This window comes from Streptomyces sp. NPDC102462, assembly GCF_044765425.1.
Classification (GTDB): Bacteria; Actinomycetota; Actinomycetes; order Streptomycetales; family Streptomycetaceae; genus Streptomyces.
The window spans coordinates 41,625-58,428 of sequence record NZ_JBIWKB010000027.1; the positions used below are offsets into that span (position 1 = coordinate 41,625).

At 71.4% G+C, this 16,804-nt stretch carries 15 protein-coding genes; 7 read left to right on the plus strand and 8 right to left on the minus strand.

Going from position 1 to position 16,804, the window contains the following annotated elements; translation table 11 throughout:
- The first annotated feature begins 164 nt into the window (after positions 1 to 164).
- Positions 165 to 1,112 carry a DedA family protein gene (locus tag ACIRFL_RS23195; protein ID WP_404031394.1) on the plus strand — a complete coding sequence of 316 codons (948 nt, stop codon included), beginning with the start codon at positions 165 to 167 and terminating at the stop codon, positions 1,110 to 1,112.
- A 49-nt stretch (positions 1,113 to 1,161) separates the two neighbouring features.
- On the opposite strand, the gene ACIRFL_RS23200 is transcribed toward ACIRFL_RS23195, so the two are convergent.
- Positions 1,162 to 2,823: a threonine/serine exporter ThrE family protein gene (locus ACIRFL_RS23200; RefSeq protein WP_404031397.1), complete on the minus strand. Its 1,662-nt coding sequence runs from the start codon at positions 2,821 to 2,823 to the stop codon at positions 1,162 to 1,164.
- Between the two features lie 105 nt (positions 2,824 to 2,928).
- Entirely contained in the window at positions 2,929 to 3,420 is a 492-nt protein-coding gene (locus tag ACIRFL_RS23205) for an inorganic diphosphatase (RefSeq protein WP_189303680.1), read from the minus strand.
- Between the two features lie 85 nt (positions 3,421 to 3,505).
- On the opposite strand from ACIRFL_RS23205, the gene dacB reads away from it, so the two are divergent.
- The 6 genes from dacB (at position 3,506) to folE (ending at position 11,368) form a co-directional block, all read left to right on the plus strand.
- Positions 3,506 to 5,134 carry a D-alanyl-D-alanine carboxypeptidase/D-alanyl-D-alanine-endopeptidase gene (gene dacB, locus ACIRFL_RS23210; protein ID WP_404031400.1) on the plus strand — a complete coding sequence of 543 codons (1,629 nt, stop codon included), beginning with the start codon at positions 3,506 to 3,508 and terminating at the stop codon, positions 5,132 to 5,134.
- 234 nt (positions 5,135 to 5,368) lie between these two features.
- Positions 5,369 to 6,502, plus strand: a complete 1,134-nt coding sequence (locus ACIRFL_RS23215) for a zinc-dependent metalloprotease (RefSeq protein WP_404031403.1) — start codon at positions 5,369 to 5,371, stop codon at positions 6,500 to 6,502.
- A 195-nt stretch (positions 6,503 to 6,697) separates the two neighbouring features.
- Positions 6,698 to 7,765 (plus strand): tRNA lysidine(34) synthetase TilS, encoded by a 1,068-nt coding sequence (tilS, locus tag ACIRFL_RS23220; RefSeq protein WP_404031406.1) that lies wholly within the window; start codon positions 6,698 to 6,700, stop codon positions 7,763 to 7,765.
- Positions 7,766 to 7,829: 64 nt separating this feature from the next.
- Positions 7,830 to 8,390 (plus strand): hypoxanthine phosphoribosyltransferase, encoded by a 561-nt coding sequence (gene hpt, locus ACIRFL_RS23225; RefSeq protein ID WP_351736104.1) that lies wholly within the window; start codon positions 7,830 to 7,832, stop codon positions 8,388 to 8,390.
- Between the two features lie 186 nt (positions 8,391 to 8,576).
- A complete protein-coding gene (gene ftsH, locus ACIRFL_RS23230; RefSeq protein ID WP_404031410.1) occupies positions 8,577 to 10,616 on the plus strand; it encodes an ATP-dependent zinc metalloprotease FtsH in 2,040 nt (679 codons plus the stop codon).
- A 146-nt stretch (positions 10,617 to 10,762) separates the two neighbouring features.
- Positions 10,763 to 11,368 carry a GTP cyclohydrolase I FolE gene (gene folE / locus ACIRFL_RS23235; protein WP_404031412.1) on the plus strand — a complete coding sequence of 202 codons (606 nt, stop codon included), beginning with the start codon at positions 10,763 to 10,765 and terminating at the stop codon, positions 11,366 to 11,368.
- A gap of 29 nt (positions 11,369 to 11,397) precedes the next feature.
- Here folE and ACIRFL_RS23240 read toward each other — a convergent pair whose 3' ends face one another.
- The 6 genes from ACIRFL_RS23240 to ACIRFL_RS23265 all read right to left on the minus strand — a co-directional run bounded on the left by ACIRFL_RS23240 (position 11,398) and on the right by ACIRFL_RS23265 (position 16,665).
- On the minus strand, positions 11,398 to 11,886 hold the full coding sequence (locus tag ACIRFL_RS23240) for a DUF3180 domain-containing protein (protein WP_404031415.1): 489 nt from the start codon (positions 11,884 to 11,886) through the stop codon (positions 11,398 to 11,400).
- 82 nt (positions 11,887 to 11,968) lie between these two features.
- Positions 11,969 to 12,580, minus strand: coding sequence for a 2-amino-4-hydroxy-6-hydroxymethyldihydropteridine diphosphokinase (folK, locus tag ACIRFL_RS23245; RefSeq protein WP_404031418.1), 612 nt, complete (start codon positions 12,578 to 12,580; stop codon positions 11,969 to 11,971).
- A complete protein-coding gene (gene folB / locus ACIRFL_RS23250) occupies positions 12,577 to 12,936 on the minus strand; it encodes a dihydroneopterin aldolase (RefSeq protein WP_404031421.1) in 360 nt (119 codons plus the stop codon). The genes folK and folB overlap by 4 nt, the downstream gene beginning before the upstream one ends.
- A gap of 315 nt (positions 12,937 to 13,251) precedes the next feature.
- Positions 13,252 to 13,755, minus strand: a complete 504-nt coding sequence (locus tag ACIRFL_RS23255) for a nuclear transport factor 2 family protein (RefSeq protein WP_404031423.1) — start codon at positions 13,753 to 13,755, stop codon at positions 13,252 to 13,254.
- Positions 13,752 to 14,678, minus strand: a complete 927-nt coding sequence (folP, locus tag ACIRFL_RS23260) for a dihydropteroate synthase (RefSeq protein ID WP_404031426.1) — start codon at positions 14,676 to 14,678, stop codon at positions 13,752 to 13,754. The genes ACIRFL_RS23255 and folP overlap by 4 nt, the downstream gene beginning before the upstream one ends.
- Before the next feature lie 121 nt (positions 14,679 to 14,799).
- Positions 14,800 to 16,665 (minus strand): phosphatidylglycerol lysyltransferase domain-containing protein, encoded by a 1,866-nt coding sequence (locus ACIRFL_RS23265; protein ID WP_404031428.1) that lies wholly within the window; start codon positions 16,663 to 16,665, stop codon positions 14,800 to 14,802.
- Positions 16,666 to 16,804: the final 139 nt, after the last annotated feature.

A 16,804-nucleotide genomic window follows, 5' to 3' on the forward strand; every position in this document is an offset into this window, starting at 1 on the left:
CCCCTCAGCCGGGGGCGGCGGGGGCTCGCCGGTTCGTCCCTTCGTACCCGCGGCGCGGCCCGGAGCCAGCGGTGGAACCCGGGGCGGTCACCCGGCGTTGATAGCTTTGTGCGGCCGCACCAGGACGCCCCCTCGCCGCCCTCACCCCTCAGGAGCCCGGAACCGTGATGACGATTGCCCTCGGACCGAGCTGGCTGGACCCCAATTACCTGCTGGACACGTACAGCATCTGGGGCCTGCTCCTCATCGTCTTCGCCGAGTCCGGTCTGCTCATCGGCTTCTTCCTGCCGGGTGACTCGCTGCTGTTCACGGCCGGACTGCTGATCACCTCCGGGCAGCTGGACTTCCCGCTGTGGGGGGCCATCGCCCTGATCTGCGTCGCCGCGATCCTCGGTGACCAGGCGGGCTACATGTTCGGCAAGAAGGTCGGCCCGAGCCTCTTCAACCGCCCGGACTCCCGCCTCTTCAAGCAGGAGAACGTCACCAAGGCACACGAGTTCTTCGAGAAGTACGGCCCGAAGTCCCTGGTCCTGGCCCGCTTCGTGCCCATCGTGCGCACGTTCACGCCGATCATCGCCGGCGTCAGCGGCATGAGGTACCGCTCGTTCCTCGTCTTCAACGTCATCGGCGGCGTCCTGTGGGGCGCGGGTGTCACCCTGCTCGGCTCCTGGCTGGGCAACATCGACTTCGTGAAGCAGAACATCGAGATGATCCTCATCCTGATCGTCCTGCTCTCGGTCGTGCCGATCATCATCGAGTTCCTGCGGGCCCGCTCCAAGAACAAGAACAACCCGCCCGCCGAGCCCGCCGCGCAGCAGCCCTACCAGCAGCAGCCCCCGGTCATGGACGACGCCACGACCCGGCTGCGCCGCATCGAGCCGGGCCCGGGCTACGAGCCGCAGGCCCAGGCCCAGCAGCAGCCCCACCAGCCCCAGCAGACGCAGCAGCCCCAGGACCCGTACGGCAACTGGAACCAGGGCCAGGACGGCCGGGGCTACGGCGACCAGGGCTACGACAACCAGGGCTACGGCGACCAGAACTACGGCGACGGTGGTGGCTACGGCCGGCAGCAGTACCCCTACGACTCCCGCCAGGGCAACTACCGTCCCTGACCGACGCGACGACCAGGGGCCCAGGGCCGCCGCCCGCTCGAACGGCCGCTCAAAAGCCCCTGGTCCGCTTGGCCGCCCGCCGCTTCCCGGCGGAGCCCACCCGCAGGAACAGCCGCGAGATCTCCGCGCCGAGGTTGACCCCGATCGCGATGGCCATGGCCAGGGACGCGGCCTTCGCCAGCGACACCAGCCCCTTGTCCACCTCGTTCTGCGCGATGGACAGCAGACCGAAGTAGGTGGCCGAACCCGGCAGCAGCGGCCCGATCGCCGCCGTCGTGTACGGCAGAGCGGACGCGAACCGGTAGCGCGACAGCAACTGCCCGAACAGGCCCACCAGACCCGCCGCCACCGCCGTGGAGGCCACCGGCGAGATGTCGCCGACGTAGCGCATCGCGCCGTACACCGACCAGGCGACGCCCCCGTTGAGGGTGACGGCCAGCACCGTGGAGCGCTCCTGCTGGAGCAGCACGGCGAAGGTCAGCGACAGCAGCATCGCCGCCGCGATCTGCAGCAGCGGCCGTTTCTCGATGTTCATCGCGGCCTCCGGGTTGAGCTGGCCGCCCACCTTGACGCCGAAGTACAGGACGATCAGCACGCCGATGACGATGCCGACGTAGAAGTACATGACCTCCAGCAGTCGCGCGGCCGCGGTGATGTAGAAGCCCGTCAGCCCGTCCTGCACGCCCGCCACCAGCGCCCGCCCCGGCAGCAGCGCGAACAGCCCACCGGTGATCACGGCCGCGGCCCGCACGTCGACGTGCGCCAGGGTGAGCGCCACCCCGATCGCGGCCGGCGGCATCGCGGCCGCCGTGAACTGGTAGAACTCCGGCAGTCCGCGCCCCGCGCACAGCCAGGCGAGCCGGTCGCCGAGCATCGCGCCGACGGCGGCGGCGAAGAACACGATCAGATCGCCGCCGACCAGGATCGAGGCGGCACCGGCCAGCAGCCCGCTCGCCACGGTCAGCGCCCAGCCCGGGTAGGGGTGCCGGTTGCGGCGGATCTCGGCGAGCCGCCGGTAGGCCTCCTCCAGGGAGACATGCGTCTCCGGGTCGGAGAGATCGTCCACGAGCTGGAAGACCGCCGAAAGCCGCGTGTAGTCGGTGCCCCGCCTGCGCACCGTCCGTGAGGCCGTCACCGGGTCGTCCACCAGCGACGGTTGGTGGGAGATCGACAGCAGGGTGAAGGTGACGTTGGGCTCGCACCGGTCGAGCCCGTAGGAACGGCAGACCGCGAACATCGCGGCCTCCACGTCCTCGGCATTCTCCCCGCCCGCCAGCAGCAGCTCGCCGATGCGCAGGGTCAGGTCGAGGACGCGCGGGACGGCCGGGCCGTCCTCCTCCGCCTTCGGCACCGGCTCCGGCGCCGGCCGCTCGGCCACCGGCATCCGCAGCATCGCGCGCATCCGGTCCTGCCAGGGCGCGTCCTTGGTCAGGCTGACCGCCGGAACCCCGGTCGGCGGCGTGAACAGCGCCGGGGCGTGCTGGGCGCTGTACGTGCTGGGCAGGCTGAACGCCGACCCCTCCGGCTCGGCACCCGCGGGCTGCGGCGCGTCCAGGCCCTCGGGCACCGCGAACTCGGACGTCGTCTCCGACTCGCCACCGGTCCTGGGGACCACGAGACCCTGGGGAACGGCGAACTCGGACGTGATCTCGGGGTCGTACGTGGTCCTCGCCTCGTCCGAGCGAGGCTTGCGGTCCTCGGCCTCCGTCACTCCTCAACGCTCCCTGAACGACACCTTCCCTCAGCCTCAGTATGCGCAGACACGCAAGGACGGGCCGCACGCGTGTGCGTGCGGCCCGTCCTTGCGGCAGCGGGCTCAGTGACCGCCCTGCTCCTCGAAGCGCTTGTAGGACCGCTCGATCTCCGCCTCGGCGTCGGTACGACCCACCCAGTTGGCGCCCTCGACCGACTTGCCGGGCTCCAGGTCCTTGTAGACCTCGAAGAAGTGCTGGATCTCCAGGCGGTCGAACTCGGACACGTGGTGGATGTCGCGCAGATGCTCCACCCGCGGGTCGGTGGCCGGGACGCACAGCAGCTTGTCGTCGCCGCCCGCCTCGTCCGTCATGCGGAACATGCCGATCGCCCGGCAGCGGATCAGGCAGCCCGGGAACGTCGGCTCGTCCAGGATGACCAGCGCGTCCAACGGGTCGCCGTCCTCGCCGAGGGTGTTCTCGACGAAGCCGTAGTCGGTCGGGTAGGCGGTCGAGGTGAAGAGACGACGGTCCAGGCGGATACGACCGGTCTCGTGGTCCACCTCGTACTTGTTCCGCGAACCCTTCGGGATCTCGATCGTGACGTCGAACTCCACCGGTGGCTCCTCCATGATCAGCACATAGTTCTGGTGGTTAAGTGTCCCTCACGCAGGTGTGTGATCGCGAAAGGGGCTGGTGGTCATGCCAGAGCTGAGGCCGTGGCGCGCCGCGAGACCGCACGTGGTGCGGATCGTGAACGCCGTACTACCACGTCTGGCAGGGGGCGCGGCGACCGCCCGGCCACGGGTCGCGCGGCTCGTACGGGCCGTGAAACCGCAGCTCACGCGGATCCCCGGGCCCCGGACAGCGCGGACCTGGCAGTTCACCGCGGGTGCCGCAACCGCCGGGCTGGCGCTGGCCGCCGGGGTGGTGACCGCCGCCGGTCCCTGGGACGCCAACGGTCAGCGTACGGCCGAGCGGGACCGGGCCGCCGCCCTGGAGCGGGCAGGTGGCGCAGATCACGGCGATGACTCCGGCACGGCCTCCGGCGGCCCCCGGCCGGCCCCGAGCGCGGCGCCCGTGCTGACCGCTCTCGGCGGCACCGCGAGCGCCGCGGACACCAAGGGCACCAAGGACACCGGCAGGGGCACCGGCGACACCACGGGCGTCGCGGGCACCGGAAAGCCCCTCGCGGACGTCCTCGGGCCGCTCCTGGCCGCCCCGGCACTGGGCGGCTCCCACACGGCCGTGGTGGTGGACGCGGTGACCGGCGAACGGCTGTACGCCACCGGAGCCGACAAGGCACTGACCCCCGCCTCCACCACGAAGATCGCCACCGCGGTCGCCGCGCTCTCCGCCCTCGGCCCCGACCACCGCCTCACCACCCGCGCCGTCCTGGAACCCGGCGCCGGGAAACTCGTCCTCGTCGGCGGCGGCGACCCCACCCTCACCGCCCGGAAGGACCCCGGCGGCTGGGCCGGCCTGCGCACCCTCGCCACCGACACCGCGAAGGCGCTGCGCGCCCGCGGCGTCCACGAGGTCGCCCTCTCCTACGACACCAGCCTGTACTCGGGCCCCGGCCTGCACCCCATCGGCGTGAACGACAACCTCGCCCCGGTCAGCGCCCTGATGGCCGACGAGGGCCGCGCCGACGCCACCACGAGCGGCCCGGCGCCCCGGGTGCCGGATCCGGCGGCGGGCGCGGCCCGCACCTTCGCCGACCTCCTCGGGAAGGCCGGCATCAAGACGACGGCACCCGGCCCCGGCAAGGCCACCGGCCGCGCCACCGCCCTCGCCTCCGTCGCCTCGCCCCCGCTGTCCGCCCTGGTCGAACGCATGCTGACCGACAGCGACAACGACATCGCCGAGGCGCTGGCCCGGCAGACCGCCGTCGCGACCGGCGGGCGGGCCGACTTCGACGGCGGCGCCCGGGCCATCGCCGCCCAGCTGACCAAGCTGGGCCTGCCGACCGCCGGGTCCGTCTTCCACGACGGCAGCGGCCTGAACCGCGACGACCGGCTGACGGCCAACCTGCTCACCGCCCTCCTGGCCAAGGCCGCCTCGCCCGGCCGGCCCGACCTGCGTCCGGTCCTCACCGGCCTGCCGGTGGCCGGCTTCACCGGCACCCTCAGCGACCGCTACGCGAACGGTGCGGCGGGCGTCGTACGGGCCAAGACCGGCACCCTTACGGGGGTCAACTCGCTGGCCGGCACCGTGGCCGACCGCGGCGGGCGGCTGCTGGCCTTCGCCTTCCTGGCGTCCGGCACGACGAACGCCGTCGAGGCCCAGGCGGCGCTGGACGCCACGGCTACGGCGCTGGCGGACCGCTGAGCGCTCCGCTGGGTGGGGCCGGGGAGGGGCGTCGTTCGGGTGCGGGTGCGTTGTGGTCGCTCGCGCCGTTCCCCGCGCCCCTTTGGGGCTCGGCGTTCGGGTGCGGGTGCGTTGTGGTCGCTCGCGCCGTTCCCCGCGCCCCTTCGGGGCGCTGGTCGCGCAGTTGCCTGTGGTCCTTTGGGGCGCGGGGTGCTTGGACTGCCTCAGGGCGGGGGGCTCACGTACCGTTGACGCATGACGAGCATCGGCGGTGCCGCTTCTTCTGGGTTGGTCGACTGGAATCTCGCGGTCGCGACCGCGACCCGGCTCGTGCGGCCGGGCCCCGAGGTGAGCCGCGACGAGGCCCGGGCCGTCGTCGCGGAGCTGCGCCGGCACGCGAAGTCCTCGGAGGCGCACGTCCGGGGCTTCACCCGGTTGGGCACCGACGGCATCCACGACACCCCTGTCCTCGTCGTCGACCGCCCCGGCTGGGTCCGGGCGAACGTCGCCGGGTTCCGGGAAGTCCTCAAACCGCTGCTCGACAAGATGCAGGAGCGGCGCGGCAGCACCCCGGGCGGCGCGATGCTCGGCGCGGTCGGCGGCAAGGTCACCGGCGTCGAACTCGGCATGCTGCTGTCCTTCCTGGCCTCCCGCGTCCTCGGCCAGTACGAGACGTTCGCCCCCGCCACCCGGGACCTCCCCGCAGGCGAGAACGGCGGCGGCCGGCTGCTGCTGGTCGCGCCGAACATCGTCCACGTGGAGCGGGAACTCGACGTCCGGCCGCATGACTTCCGGCTGTGGGTGTGCCTGCACGAGGAGACCCACCGCACGCAGTTCTCCGCGGTGCCCTGGCTGCGCGACCACCTGGAGGGCGAGATCCAGTCGTTCCTCGCGGAGACCGACGTCGACCCCATGACCGTCCTGGAGCGCATCCGCGAGGCCGCCCAGTCGCTGGCCGGCGGGCGGCCCGAGGCCGAGGAGGACGACGGTGGCCGGTCCTTCGTGGAACTCGTGCAGACGCCGGCGCAGCGGGAGATCCTGGGCCGGCTCACCGCCGTGATGTCCCTGCTGGAGGGGCACGCGGACTTCGTGATGGACGGGGTCGGACCGGACGTCGTGCCGACCGTCGCCGAGATCCGTGAGAAGTTCCAGCAGCGCCGCGCCAAGGGCGCGTCCCGGCTGGACATGGCCCTGCGCAAGCTGCTCGGTCTGGATGCCAAACTCAGGCAGTACCGGGACGGCGAACGCTTCGTGCGCGCCGTCGTCGAACAGGTCGGCATGGACGGCTTCAACCGGGTGTGGACCTCCCCGAACACGCTGCCGACCAAGGCGGAGATCGCCAAACCGGCGGACTGGATCGCGCGGGTGCATCGCAGGCCGGAGTCGTGAACGGCATGCGGTCGTCGTGAATGGAATCCGGCCTACGGCAGGCGAACGCCCCTTCAATCACTCGTCCGAGGGACCGTGTGCCAGGGGTAGGCGTGCAATGCTCGGGGAACGGCCCGTTTCTGTCACCATCTACACACTCTGAGTGACCGAACCTCGGGTTCAAACCCCCCGAAGACTTCATGAAGGGAACCGGACATGGGTCCCCATCCTGCGGTCGCGGCGATACGCCTGGCGGTCCGCCGCGTCCTCCACGACATCCTCACCGATCACACATCCGCGACCCCGCAGGCCGCCCCCCGGCGCGCGGGCCCGCGCACCGGCGGTCACGGCGCCGGGCACGAGCGTTCCCCCTCCCCGCTCGTACTCGTGGCGTGCTCCGGCGGTGCCGACTCCATGGCACTCGCCTCCGCCCTCGCCTTCGAAGCACCCAAACTCGGCATCCGCGCCGGCGGCATCACCGTCGACCACGGCCTCCAAGCCGGCTCCGGCGCCCGTGCCGAGGAGGTCGTGCTGCGGCTGCGTGAGCTGGGTCTGGACCCCGTGGAGTGCGTCGCCGTGCGCGTCGGCCGCGCGGGCGGCCCCGAGGCGGCCGCCCGAGACGCCCGCTACGCCGCCCTCGACGCCGCCGCCGACCGCCACGGCGCCTGCGCGATCCTGCTCGGCCACACCCGTGACGACCAGGCAGAAACCGTCCTGCTGGGGCTCGCCCGGGGATCCGGTATCCGCTCCCTGTCCGGAATGGCCGCGGTCTCGGGGGCCGGCGGCCGTTACCGGCGTCCCTTCCTCCGGCTCGACCGGCAGACCGCCCGCAAGGCGTGCATGGTCCAGTCCCTGCCGGTCTGGGACGACCCGCACAACGCGGACCCGGCGTACACCCGCTCCCGGCTCCGCCACGAGGGCCTGCCCGCCCTGGAGAAGGCCCTCGGCAAGGGCGTCGTCGAAGCCCTCGCCCGCACCGCGCGGCTGTCCCGTGACGACGCCGACGCCCTCGACGCCTGGGCCGTCCAGGCCGCGACCGCCGTGCGCGACGCCACCGGGGTCCTGGAGTGCGCCAAGCTCTACGCCCTGCCGCCCGCCGTGCGCCGCCGTGTGCTGCGCCATGCCGCCATCGAGGCCGGCGCACCGGCCGGCTCGCTGTTCGCCCGCCACATCGAGGAAGTCGACCGCCTGATCACGGGCTGGCGCGGCCAGGGAGCCATCAACCTTCCGGGCAAAGTCGTCGCTCAGCGCCAGGGTGGCAGACTGGTGATCCGGCAAGGCTGAATCCCACTCCTCCGTACGGGGGACCGGGCGGGCCGGTGCCGTAACTGCGGGACGACCGAAAGTGATGCGGGTGGACGCGAAAGACATGGGTGCCGACCTCCAGCAGGTGCTCATCACCAAGGAAGAGATCGACGCGAAGCTGGCCGAGCTGGCCGCGAAGATCGACGCGGAGTACGCGGGCAAGGACCTGTTGATCGTCGGTGTCCTCAAGGGTGCCGTGATGGTCATGGCGGACCTCGCCCGGGCACTGTCCACCCCCGTCACCATGGACTGGATGGCCGTGTCCTCCTACGGCGCGGGCACCCAGTCCTCCGGCGTCGTGCGGATCCTCAAGGACCTCGACACCGACATCAAGGGCAAGCACGTCCTGGTCGTCGAGGACATCATCGACTCCGGTCTGACCCTGTCCTGGCTGATCTCCAACCTCGGCTCCCGGGAGCCGGCCACCCTCAAGGTGTGCACGCTGCTGCGCAAGCCCGAGGCCGCCAAGGTCGCCATCGACGTGGAGTGGGTCGGCTTTGACATCCCCAACGAATTCGTCGTCGGCTACGGACTCGACTACGCCGAGAAGTACCGCAATCTCCCGTTCGTGGGTACGCTCGCGCCTCACGTCTACGGCGGCTGAGACCCACCGCGGCCAGTCTCGTAAGACGATCGGGAACCCCAGCGGGTTTCGCGCCGTTGGAGCATGCAGAGACGGGAATGCCAGCAGTCCGTGCCACTTCGGGCAACAATGCTGGGGTACCGTCAGAAGAACTGTCTTATCAAACTCACTATGGCAGGAGGGACGGGGCGGCACCGCTCCGTATGGATGGACGTGAAGCGATACTTCCGTGGGCCGGTCATGTGGATCGTGCTGGCCGTCCTTGCCGTGGTCGTGTTGATGCAGGTCGTCGGCTCGTCCGGCGGCTACAAGACGGTGGACACCGGCCAGGTCGTGGCAGCGATCAACGACAACCGGGTGCAGTCGGCCAAGCTCACCACCGGTGACGAGCAGAGCATCAAGGTCACGCTGAAGGACGGCCAGAAGGTCGACGGCAGCTCGAAGATCCAGGCGAGCTACATCGGCGACCAGGGCGTGGGCATTGCCGGCACCCTGCAGACCAAGTACCAGGACAAGCAGATCCCGGACGGCTACACCGTGTCGCCGTCCAAGCAGAACCCGTTCGTGGGCGTGCTGCTCTCGCTGCTGCCCTTCGTCCTCATCGTGGTCGTCTTCCTGTTCCTGATGAACCAGATGCAGGGCGGCGGCTCCCGGGTCATGAACTTCGGGAAGTCCAAGGCCAAGCTCATCACCAAGGACACCCCGAAGACGACCTTCGCCGACGTGGCGGGCTCGGACGAGGCGGTCGAGGAACTGCACGAGATCAAGGAGTTCCTCCAGGAGCCGGCCAAGTTCCAGGCCGTCGGCGCCAAGATCCCCAAGGGCGTGCTGCTCTACGGCCCGCCCGGCACCGGCAAGACGCTGCTCGCGCGTGCCGTGGCCGGCGAGGCCGGGGTCCCCTTCTACTCGATCTCCGGTTCCGACTTCGTCGAGATGTTCGTCGGTGTCGGTGCCTCCCGGGTCCGTGACCTGTTCGAGCAGGCCAAGGCGAACGCGCCCGCGATCGTCTTCGTCGACGAGATCGACGCGGTCGGCCGTCACCGCGGTGCCGGACTCGGCGGCGGTCACGACGAGCGCGAGCAGACGCTGAACCAGCTGCTGGTCGAGATGGACGGCTTCGACGTCAAGGGCGGTGTGATCCTGATCGCCGCGACGAACCGTCCGGACATCCTCGACCCCGCCCTGCTGCGCCCCGGCCGCTTCGACCGCCAGATCGCGGTCGACCGCCCGGACATGCAGGGCCGCCTGGAGATCCTCAAGGTCCACCAGAAGGGCAAGCCGGTCGCCCCGGACGTCGACCTCTCGGCCGTCGCCCGTCGCACCCCCGGCTTCACCGGCGCCGACCTGTCGAACGTGCTGAACGAGGCGGCGCTGCTCACGGCCCGCAGCGACAAGAAGCTGATCGACAACCACATGCTGGACGAGGCGATCGACCGTGTGGTCGCGGGCCCGCAGAAGCGGACCCGGATCATGTCGGACAAGGAGAAGAAGATCACCGCGTACCACGAGGGCGGACACGCCCTGGTCGCGGCGGCTTCCCCGAACTCCGACCCGGTCCACAAGATCACCATCCTGTCCCGCGGCCGGGCGCTCGGCTACACGATGGTCCTCCCGGACGAGGACAAGTACTCCACGACCCGCAACGAGATGCTGGACCAGCTGGCCTACATGCTGGGCGGTCGCGCGGCCGAGGAACTGGTCTTCCACGACCCGACCACGGGAGCCGCGAACGACATCGAGAAGGCCACCGCCACGGCCCGCGCAATGGTCACCCAGTACGGCATGACCGAGCGGCTGGGCGCGATCAAGTTCGGCGGCGACAACACCGAACCGTTCCTCGGACGTGAGATGGCCCACCAGCGCGACTACTCGGAAGAGGTCGCCGCCCTGGTGGACGAGGAAGTCAAGAAGCTCATCGAGACCGCGCACAACGAGGCCTGGGAGATCCTGGTCGAGAACCGCGACGTCCTCGACAACCTGGTGCTGGCCCTCCTGGAGAAGGAGACGCTGGGCAAGGAGGAGATCGCCGAGATCTTCGCGCCGATCGTCAAGCGGCCGCCGCGGCCCGCCTGGACCGGCTCCTCCCGGCGTACGCCGTCCACCCGCCCGCCGGTGCTCTCCCCCAAGGAACTGGCACTGACCAACGGGGCGAACGGTGCGACGCCCGCGATCAGCACGGCCAAGTCGACGGCGGCGGAGTCCGCCCCGGTGGCCGAGCCGACCCCGGAGGACCGCCCGGAGAGCTGACCCCCCCGTCGGCGGTGTGGCCGCCGGCGGTGTGGCCCCGGTGGCCACACCGACCCCGGAATGAATGCCGCGTCCCCCAGGGTTCTAGCCTGGGGGACGCGGCATTTGCGCATGTCCGCACGTGAGCGACAGGAACGAGGCACCCCATGACCGACCCCGTGACCTTGGACGGCGAGGGCACCGTCGGCGAGTTCGACGAGAAGCGCGCCGAGAACGCCGTACGCGAACTCCTCATCGCGGTCGGCGAGGACCCCGACCGCGAGGGCCTGAGGGAGACACCGGCACGGGTGGCACGGGCGTACCGCGAACTGCTGGCGGGGCTGGTGCAGGAGCCCGAGGACGTGCTGACGACGACGTTCGACCTGGGCCATGACGAGATGGTCCTGGTGAAGGACATCGAGATCGTGTCGCTGTGCGAGCATCATCTGCTGCCGTTCCACGGTGTGGCGCACGTCGGGTACATTCCGGCCGAAAGTGGCAAGATCACCGGTCTGTCGAAGCTGGCCCGCCTCGTGGAGGTGTTCGCCCGCCGACTGCAGGTGCAGGAACGACTCACCACGCAGATCGCCGACTCCCTCGTGCGGATCCTTGAGGCCCGGGGCGTGATCGTCGTCATCGAGGCGGAGCACATGTGCATGTCCGTGCGCGGCATCCGCAAGCCCGGCGCCAAGACGACCACGTCGGCCGTGCGCGGCCAGCTCAGGGACGCCACGACCCGCGCCGAGGCCATGAGTCTGATACTGGCCCGCTGAACCGCCCTCCCCGTCCGGGGACAGGCGCGTCAGGCCACCGGTTCAGCGCCCGAGTTGTCGTGGTCGTCGTCTTCGGGGAGTTTGCAGACGCGTTCCAGGAAGATGGCCGCCGCTATGACGGCGATGCCGGCCAGGACGCAGAAGCCCGCGTAGAACGCCTGGTCGCGGCGCGCGGGGATGTCAAGGATCTCCAGGAGGAAGACGCCCGTGCCGCCGTACATCCCGGCGACGAGGGCGGCGACCAGGGCGCTGGCCTGGGCGAAGACGACCGCGCGTGCGGCCATCAGCGGGTCGACGCCCTTGGCGCCGGGACGCCGTTCCCGCTGGGCCTTGAGGCGGGCGCGCAGCGACAGCGCCGTGGACAGCAGGACCGCCGCGATCAGGGCGAGGACGATGGGGGCGGCCAGCGGCACGCTGGGCAGCGTCCCCACCGAGTTCCACAGGCGGGCGCCGGCCCAGGACAGCACTCCGGCGACGACGAACACGCCGACCAGCACCCTGATCCGCAGCTCTCTCACGGTGATTGTTCAGCTCCCCCGGACGTGGTCGTGGGCGGCCCACCTCGGTGTGTCCGTCCCGTGGTCGTCTCGACCTTAACGACTACTCGGGCAGTCGGAGTTCCAGGTCCGGGCGGGCCGCGACGCCGCTGCGGGTGACGGCGCCGAGGAGATCGGCGACGGCGCCGCGGCCGGGCAGCTTGGCGTCGGGGTCCAGATCGTGCCAGGGCGCCAGCACGAAGGCGCGTTCGTGGGCGCGCGGGTGGGGCAGGGTGAGCTGCGGGTCGTCGGAGACGATGTCGGCGTACGCCACGATGTCCACGTCGAGGGTGCGCGGGCCCCAGTGCTCGTCCCGCACCCGGTGGAACGCCTCCTCGACCGCGTGCGCCCGCTCCAGCAGGGAGGACGGCGGGAGGGTGGTCTTCAGCACCACCACCGCGTTGAAGTACGAGGGCTGGCTGCCGGGCTGCACGCCCCACGGCTCGGTCTCGTACACCGGCGAGACCGCCTTGATGCGGACGCCCGGGGTGTCCTCCAGGGCGTCGACGGCGCCCTGAAGGGTCTCCAGGCGGTTGCCGAGGTTGGAGCCGAGGGAGATCACCGCGCGTTTGGGGTTCTGCAGGGTGGTGTCGGCGGCGTCGACCTGTTCGACGACGGAGGCGGGCACCGGCTGTACGGTCGGGTCGCTCGGACCGTGCGTGAAGAATGCGGTCATACTCGGCTCCGGGTGATGGTGACGGTCACGTCGTCGAAGGGAACCGTGATCGGCGCGTCCGGTTTGTGGACGCAGACCTCGACCTCCTCGACCCCTTCGTGCTTCAGGCAGGTCTGGGCGATGCGCTCGGCCAGGGTCTCGATCAGGTTCACCGGTTCGCCTTCGACCACGGCCACGACCTCCTCGGCCACGATGCCGTAGTGCACGGTCTTCGCCAGGTCGTCGTCGGCGGCGGCCGGCCGGGTGTCCAGGCCGAGGACCAGGTCCACGATGAAGGTCTGGCCCTCCTCACGTTCCCTGGGGAACACACCGTGGTGCCCGCGGGCCTTCAGACCGCGCAACGCGACACGATCCACGCGAATCACTCCTGCAATCGTCGGTGACGGCCGGTCCGTACCGAGTGCGGGCGGCACTCCGGCCTCACACGAATCTACCTGCGGGCACTGACATTGATGCTGATACTCAGGTTCCGGTAGTCGTGGCTCGGGCACTGACTGACGCCCTGCTGGGCTGTCCTCCGGCTGCCACGGGGGTGTGCACCCGGCCGGGGACCGGGAGGTTTCACCGCGCGTTTCCCCTGGGGAACCCGGCGGCTCACGGGTCGGTGGCCCGACCCGTGAGCCGGTTCGTGATTCCGGCCACTTCTCGGTCCCTGGCAGGCCCCTACCCGCTCAGGCCGGTGAGGCGTCGTCCTCGTCCTCGTCGTTTTCGGCCAGAACCGGTGAGGCGTGGTGTGACCAGAGCTTCCAGCCCTCGGATGTGCGCCGGAACACATTCGTGGCCACGACGAGCTGCCCGACCAGGGGGCCCAGCTCCGCGCCCGCCTCGGGGGCGGGGCCGCCGCTGAGGATGTTCTCGGTGCAGGTGACCAGGGCGGTGTCGCCGGTGACGGAGACATGCACGTCGGTGAGGAAGAACTGGATGTAGTCGGTGTTCGCCATGATCAGCGCGTACGACCTCAGGACCTCGCCGCGGCCGGTGAGCACCGGCCAGCCCGGGTGCACGCAGGAGACCACTCCGCTGTCCGCCGGATCGTGGTACTCCTCGTCGACGCCCAGGTCGGACGGGGCGAGCCAGAGCGAGGACAGCTCTTCGAAGTCACCTCGCTCCAGCGCCTCGTAGAAGGCTGCGTTGGCCTGTTCGACGTATTCGACGTCCGTGTGGGCGGCGCTCACCGGGCGTCACCGGCGCCGTGCGTGCCGTGCGCGCCCGGCGCACTTCCCGTCGGGTTCGCCGGCGTGCGCGCTTGTTCCACGGCGCGCGCCACCCGTACGGCGTCCGCCGTGGCGCGCACCTCGTGGACGCGTACGGCCCAGGCGCCGGCCTGCGCGGCGAGTGCGGAGACGGCGGCCGTGGCCGCGTCGCGCTCCCGGGCGGGCGGCGGGGCTCCGTCCGGGCCGGCCAGCACCCGGCCGAGGAACCGCTTGCGGGAGGCCGCGACGAGCAGAGGGTGGCCGAGGGCGTGCAGGCGGTCGAGGTGGGCGAGGAGGGTGAGGTCGTGCTCGGCCTCCTTGGAGAAGCCGAGACCCGGGTCGACGACGATGCGGTCGGCGGCGATGCCGCCCGCCAGGACGGCCTCCACGCGCGCGTGCAGCTCGTCGGCGACTTCGGTGACGACGTCCTCGTACACGCCGGGGACGTTGCCGCCGTGCAGGAAGCCGCGCCAGTGCATGACGACGAAGGGTGCGCCCGCCGCGGCCACCACCGGGATCATCGCGGGGTCGGCGAGCCCGCCGCTGACGTCGTTGACGAGCGTGGCGCCGACCGCGAGGGACCGTTCGGCGACCGAGGCGCGCATGGTGTCGACGGAGACGGTGACGCCCTCGGCGGCGAGGCCGCGCACGACCGGGACGACGCGCCTCAGCTCCTCGGCCTCGTCGACGCGGGTGGCGCCCGGGCGGGTGGACTCGCCGCCGACGTCGATCAGGTCGGCCCCCTCCGCGACCAGGTCGAGACCGTGTTTGACGGCGGCGGTCGTGTCGAAGTAGCGGCCGCCGTCGGAGAAGGAGTCCGGGGTCACGTTCACGACGCCCATGACCGCGCAGCGGTCCCATGCCGGAAGGCCCGCCACTCGGCCGCGCCCGCTCTGGTTGCTCATACGTTCAGCGTAGGCCCCGGGCGGGACGGTCCGGCCCGTCGGCTCAGGCGACGCGGCCGGGCCGACGGGCCCCGGCACAGGCCGGGCCCCCGGGGCCGGGGAGACCGGTGGCCGGTGCGGGTCAGGCGGCTCGTATGTCGCGTTCCGCGAGGCCGTGGGCGCACGGGCGGGCGGCGGGCGAGCGGCGTCGCAGGAAGCGGGGCAGCGGCAGGGCGAGGTTGACGAAGCCCTCCGCCTGCATGGCGGCGAAGCCGATGCGGGGCAGGTCACCGGAGGCGCGGTAGACGACGAACCGCGGCTCCCAGCGGGGCCGGAACTTGGCGTTGAACTTGTACAGCGACTCGATCTGGAACCAGCGAGAGAGGAAGACCAGCAGTCCGCGCCAGGCGCGCAGCACCGGGCCCGCGCCGATCTTCTCGCCGCGGGCCAGGGCCGAGCGGAACATCGCGAAGTTGAGCGAGATCCGCGTGATGCCGAGCTTCGGCGCCGCCTGGAGGGCGGCGACGATCAGCAGTTCGTTCATGCCGGGGTCGGCCGAGCGGTCGCGGCGCATCAGGTCCAGGGACACGCCGTCGTCGCCCCAGGGCACGAAGTGCAGGACGGCCTTCAGGTCGCCGTAGGGGCCGGGCTGGTCCTCGGCCCGGCCGTCGCCCGCCGCGGCACGGGCCGGGGCGCCGGCCGCCGCCCCGTCGACCCGGTGGGCGGTGGCGATCAGGCAGTCGCCGTCGGCCGGGTCGCCGATGCGGCCGAGTGCCATGGAGAAGCCGCGCTCGGTGTCGGTGCCGCGCCAGTCCTCGGCGGCCCGCCGGATGCGTTCGAGTTCCCCTTCGCCGAGGTCACGGATGCGCCGTACCCGGGTTTCGTAACCGGCTCGTTCGATGCGCTTGACCATCTGCCGGACGTTGCGCATCGCGCGTCCGGCGAGCGAGAAATCCGCGACGTCCACCACCGCCTCGTCGCCGAGTTCGAGCGCGTCCAGGCCGGTCTCCCGGGTCCAGACCTCGCCGCCGGTCTCCGAGCAGCCCATCACGGCGGGCGTCCAGGAGTGCGCCCTGGCCTCGTCCATGAAGCGCTCGATGGCGCCCGGCCACGCCTCGACGTCGCCGATCGGGTCGCCGCTGGCGAGCATCACACCGGAGACGACGCGGTAGGTGACGGCCGCCTTGCCGCTGGGCGAGAACACGACCGCCTTGTCGCGGCGCAGCGCGAAGTGCCCGAGGGAGTCGCGCCCGCCGTGCTGGGCGAGGAGGGCGCGCAGCCGGGCCTCGTCCTCCTCGGTCAGCCGCGCGGCCGGGTGTTCGGGGCGGAAGGCGAGGTAGATGGTGGTGACCGCGGTGAGCAGGCCGAGGGCGCCGAGCGAGAAGGCGACCGTCCAGGAGGTGCTGCCCCGGTAGTCCACCGGACCCTCGATGCCGAACAGGCCGTACAGGACGTGGGTGAGACGGTCGGCCACGCTCGGATCGCCGATCGTGCGCTTCGGGTGGACGCTGACGATGACCAGCCCGAGGGCGAGCGAACCGGCGCCCATGAGGACGAAGTTGGCGAGCGCCCGCCACCTGCTGCGCGGATCGGGCAGGGCCGCGAACTCGCCGCGGTGGCGCAGCAGCGGTACGAGCAGGGCCAGCGAGATGAGCGCCCCGATGACGGAGTGCCGGTACGCGAACTGGGCGACCGCCCCGGCCGGCAGCAGGGCGACCGCGGCCCGCCAGGCCCGTCGCTTGCGCCGTTTGAGGCCGTGCGCGAGCAGCAGCAACAGCACGCCGGTGCTGAGCGAGAGGGCGGCGGCGAACGGGCCGAGCGCGCCGGGCAGCACCTCGGCGAGCGCGTGCATACGGCTGTGCCGGAAGCGCGGGAACACGCCGGCGGCGATGTCCAGGACGCCCACGAGGGCGCTCGCCCGGCCGGTCAGGGCGGGGACGGTCTCGGGGCGCGGGCCGCGGAGTATGCGGCGCGCCATCCTTGCTCGACTCGGAACCTTGCCTGACATATCCCCATCTATCCTGACAGACACACCGCATCCCGTAGTTCTGCGAGAGACCTTCGACCCGGTGCCGATTCGGGCATCCGGCGACATTGCGCCCTCTAGGACGGTGTCCCGGGGGGAGAGGTTCATTGCTCACCGGAAA

Bases quoted from the DNA above. Each gene is read 5' to 3' on its own strand.
- ACIRFL_RS23215 (WP_404031403.1), top strand. From the start codon at position 5,369: ATGACGAGCATCGGCGGTGCCGCTTCTTCTGGGTTGGTCGACTGGAAT.
- folK (WP_404031418.1), bottom strand. From the start codon at position 12,580: ATGACCGCATTCTTCACGCACGGTCCGAGCGACCCGACCGTACAGCCG.
- ACIRFL_RS23265 (WP_404031428.1), bottom strand. From the start codon at position 16,665: ATGTCAGGCAAGGTTCCGAGTCGAGCAAGGATGGCGCGCCGCATACTC.
- folE (WP_404031412.1), top strand. From the start codon at position 10,763: ATGACCGACCCCGTGACCTTGGACGGCGAGGGCACCGTCGGCGAGTTC.
- hpt (WP_351736104.1), top strand. From the start codon at position 7,830: ATGCGGGTGGACGCGAAAGACATGGGTGCCGACCTCCAGCAGGTGCTC.
- dacB (WP_404031400.1), top strand. From the start codon at position 3,506: ATGCCAGAGCTGAGGCCGTGGCGCGCCGCGAGACCGCACGTGGTGCGG.
- ftsH (WP_404031410.1), top strand. From the start codon at position 8,577: ATGGACGTGAAGCGATACTTCCGTGGGCCGGTCATGTGGATCGTGCTG.
- tilS (WP_404031406.1), top strand. From the start codon at position 6,698: ATGGGTCCCCATCCTGCGGTCGCGGCGATACGCCTGGCGGTCCGCCGC.
- folP (WP_404031426.1), bottom strand. From the start codon at position 14,678: ATGAGCAACCAGAGCGGGCGCGGCCGAGTGGCGGGCCTTCCGGCATGG.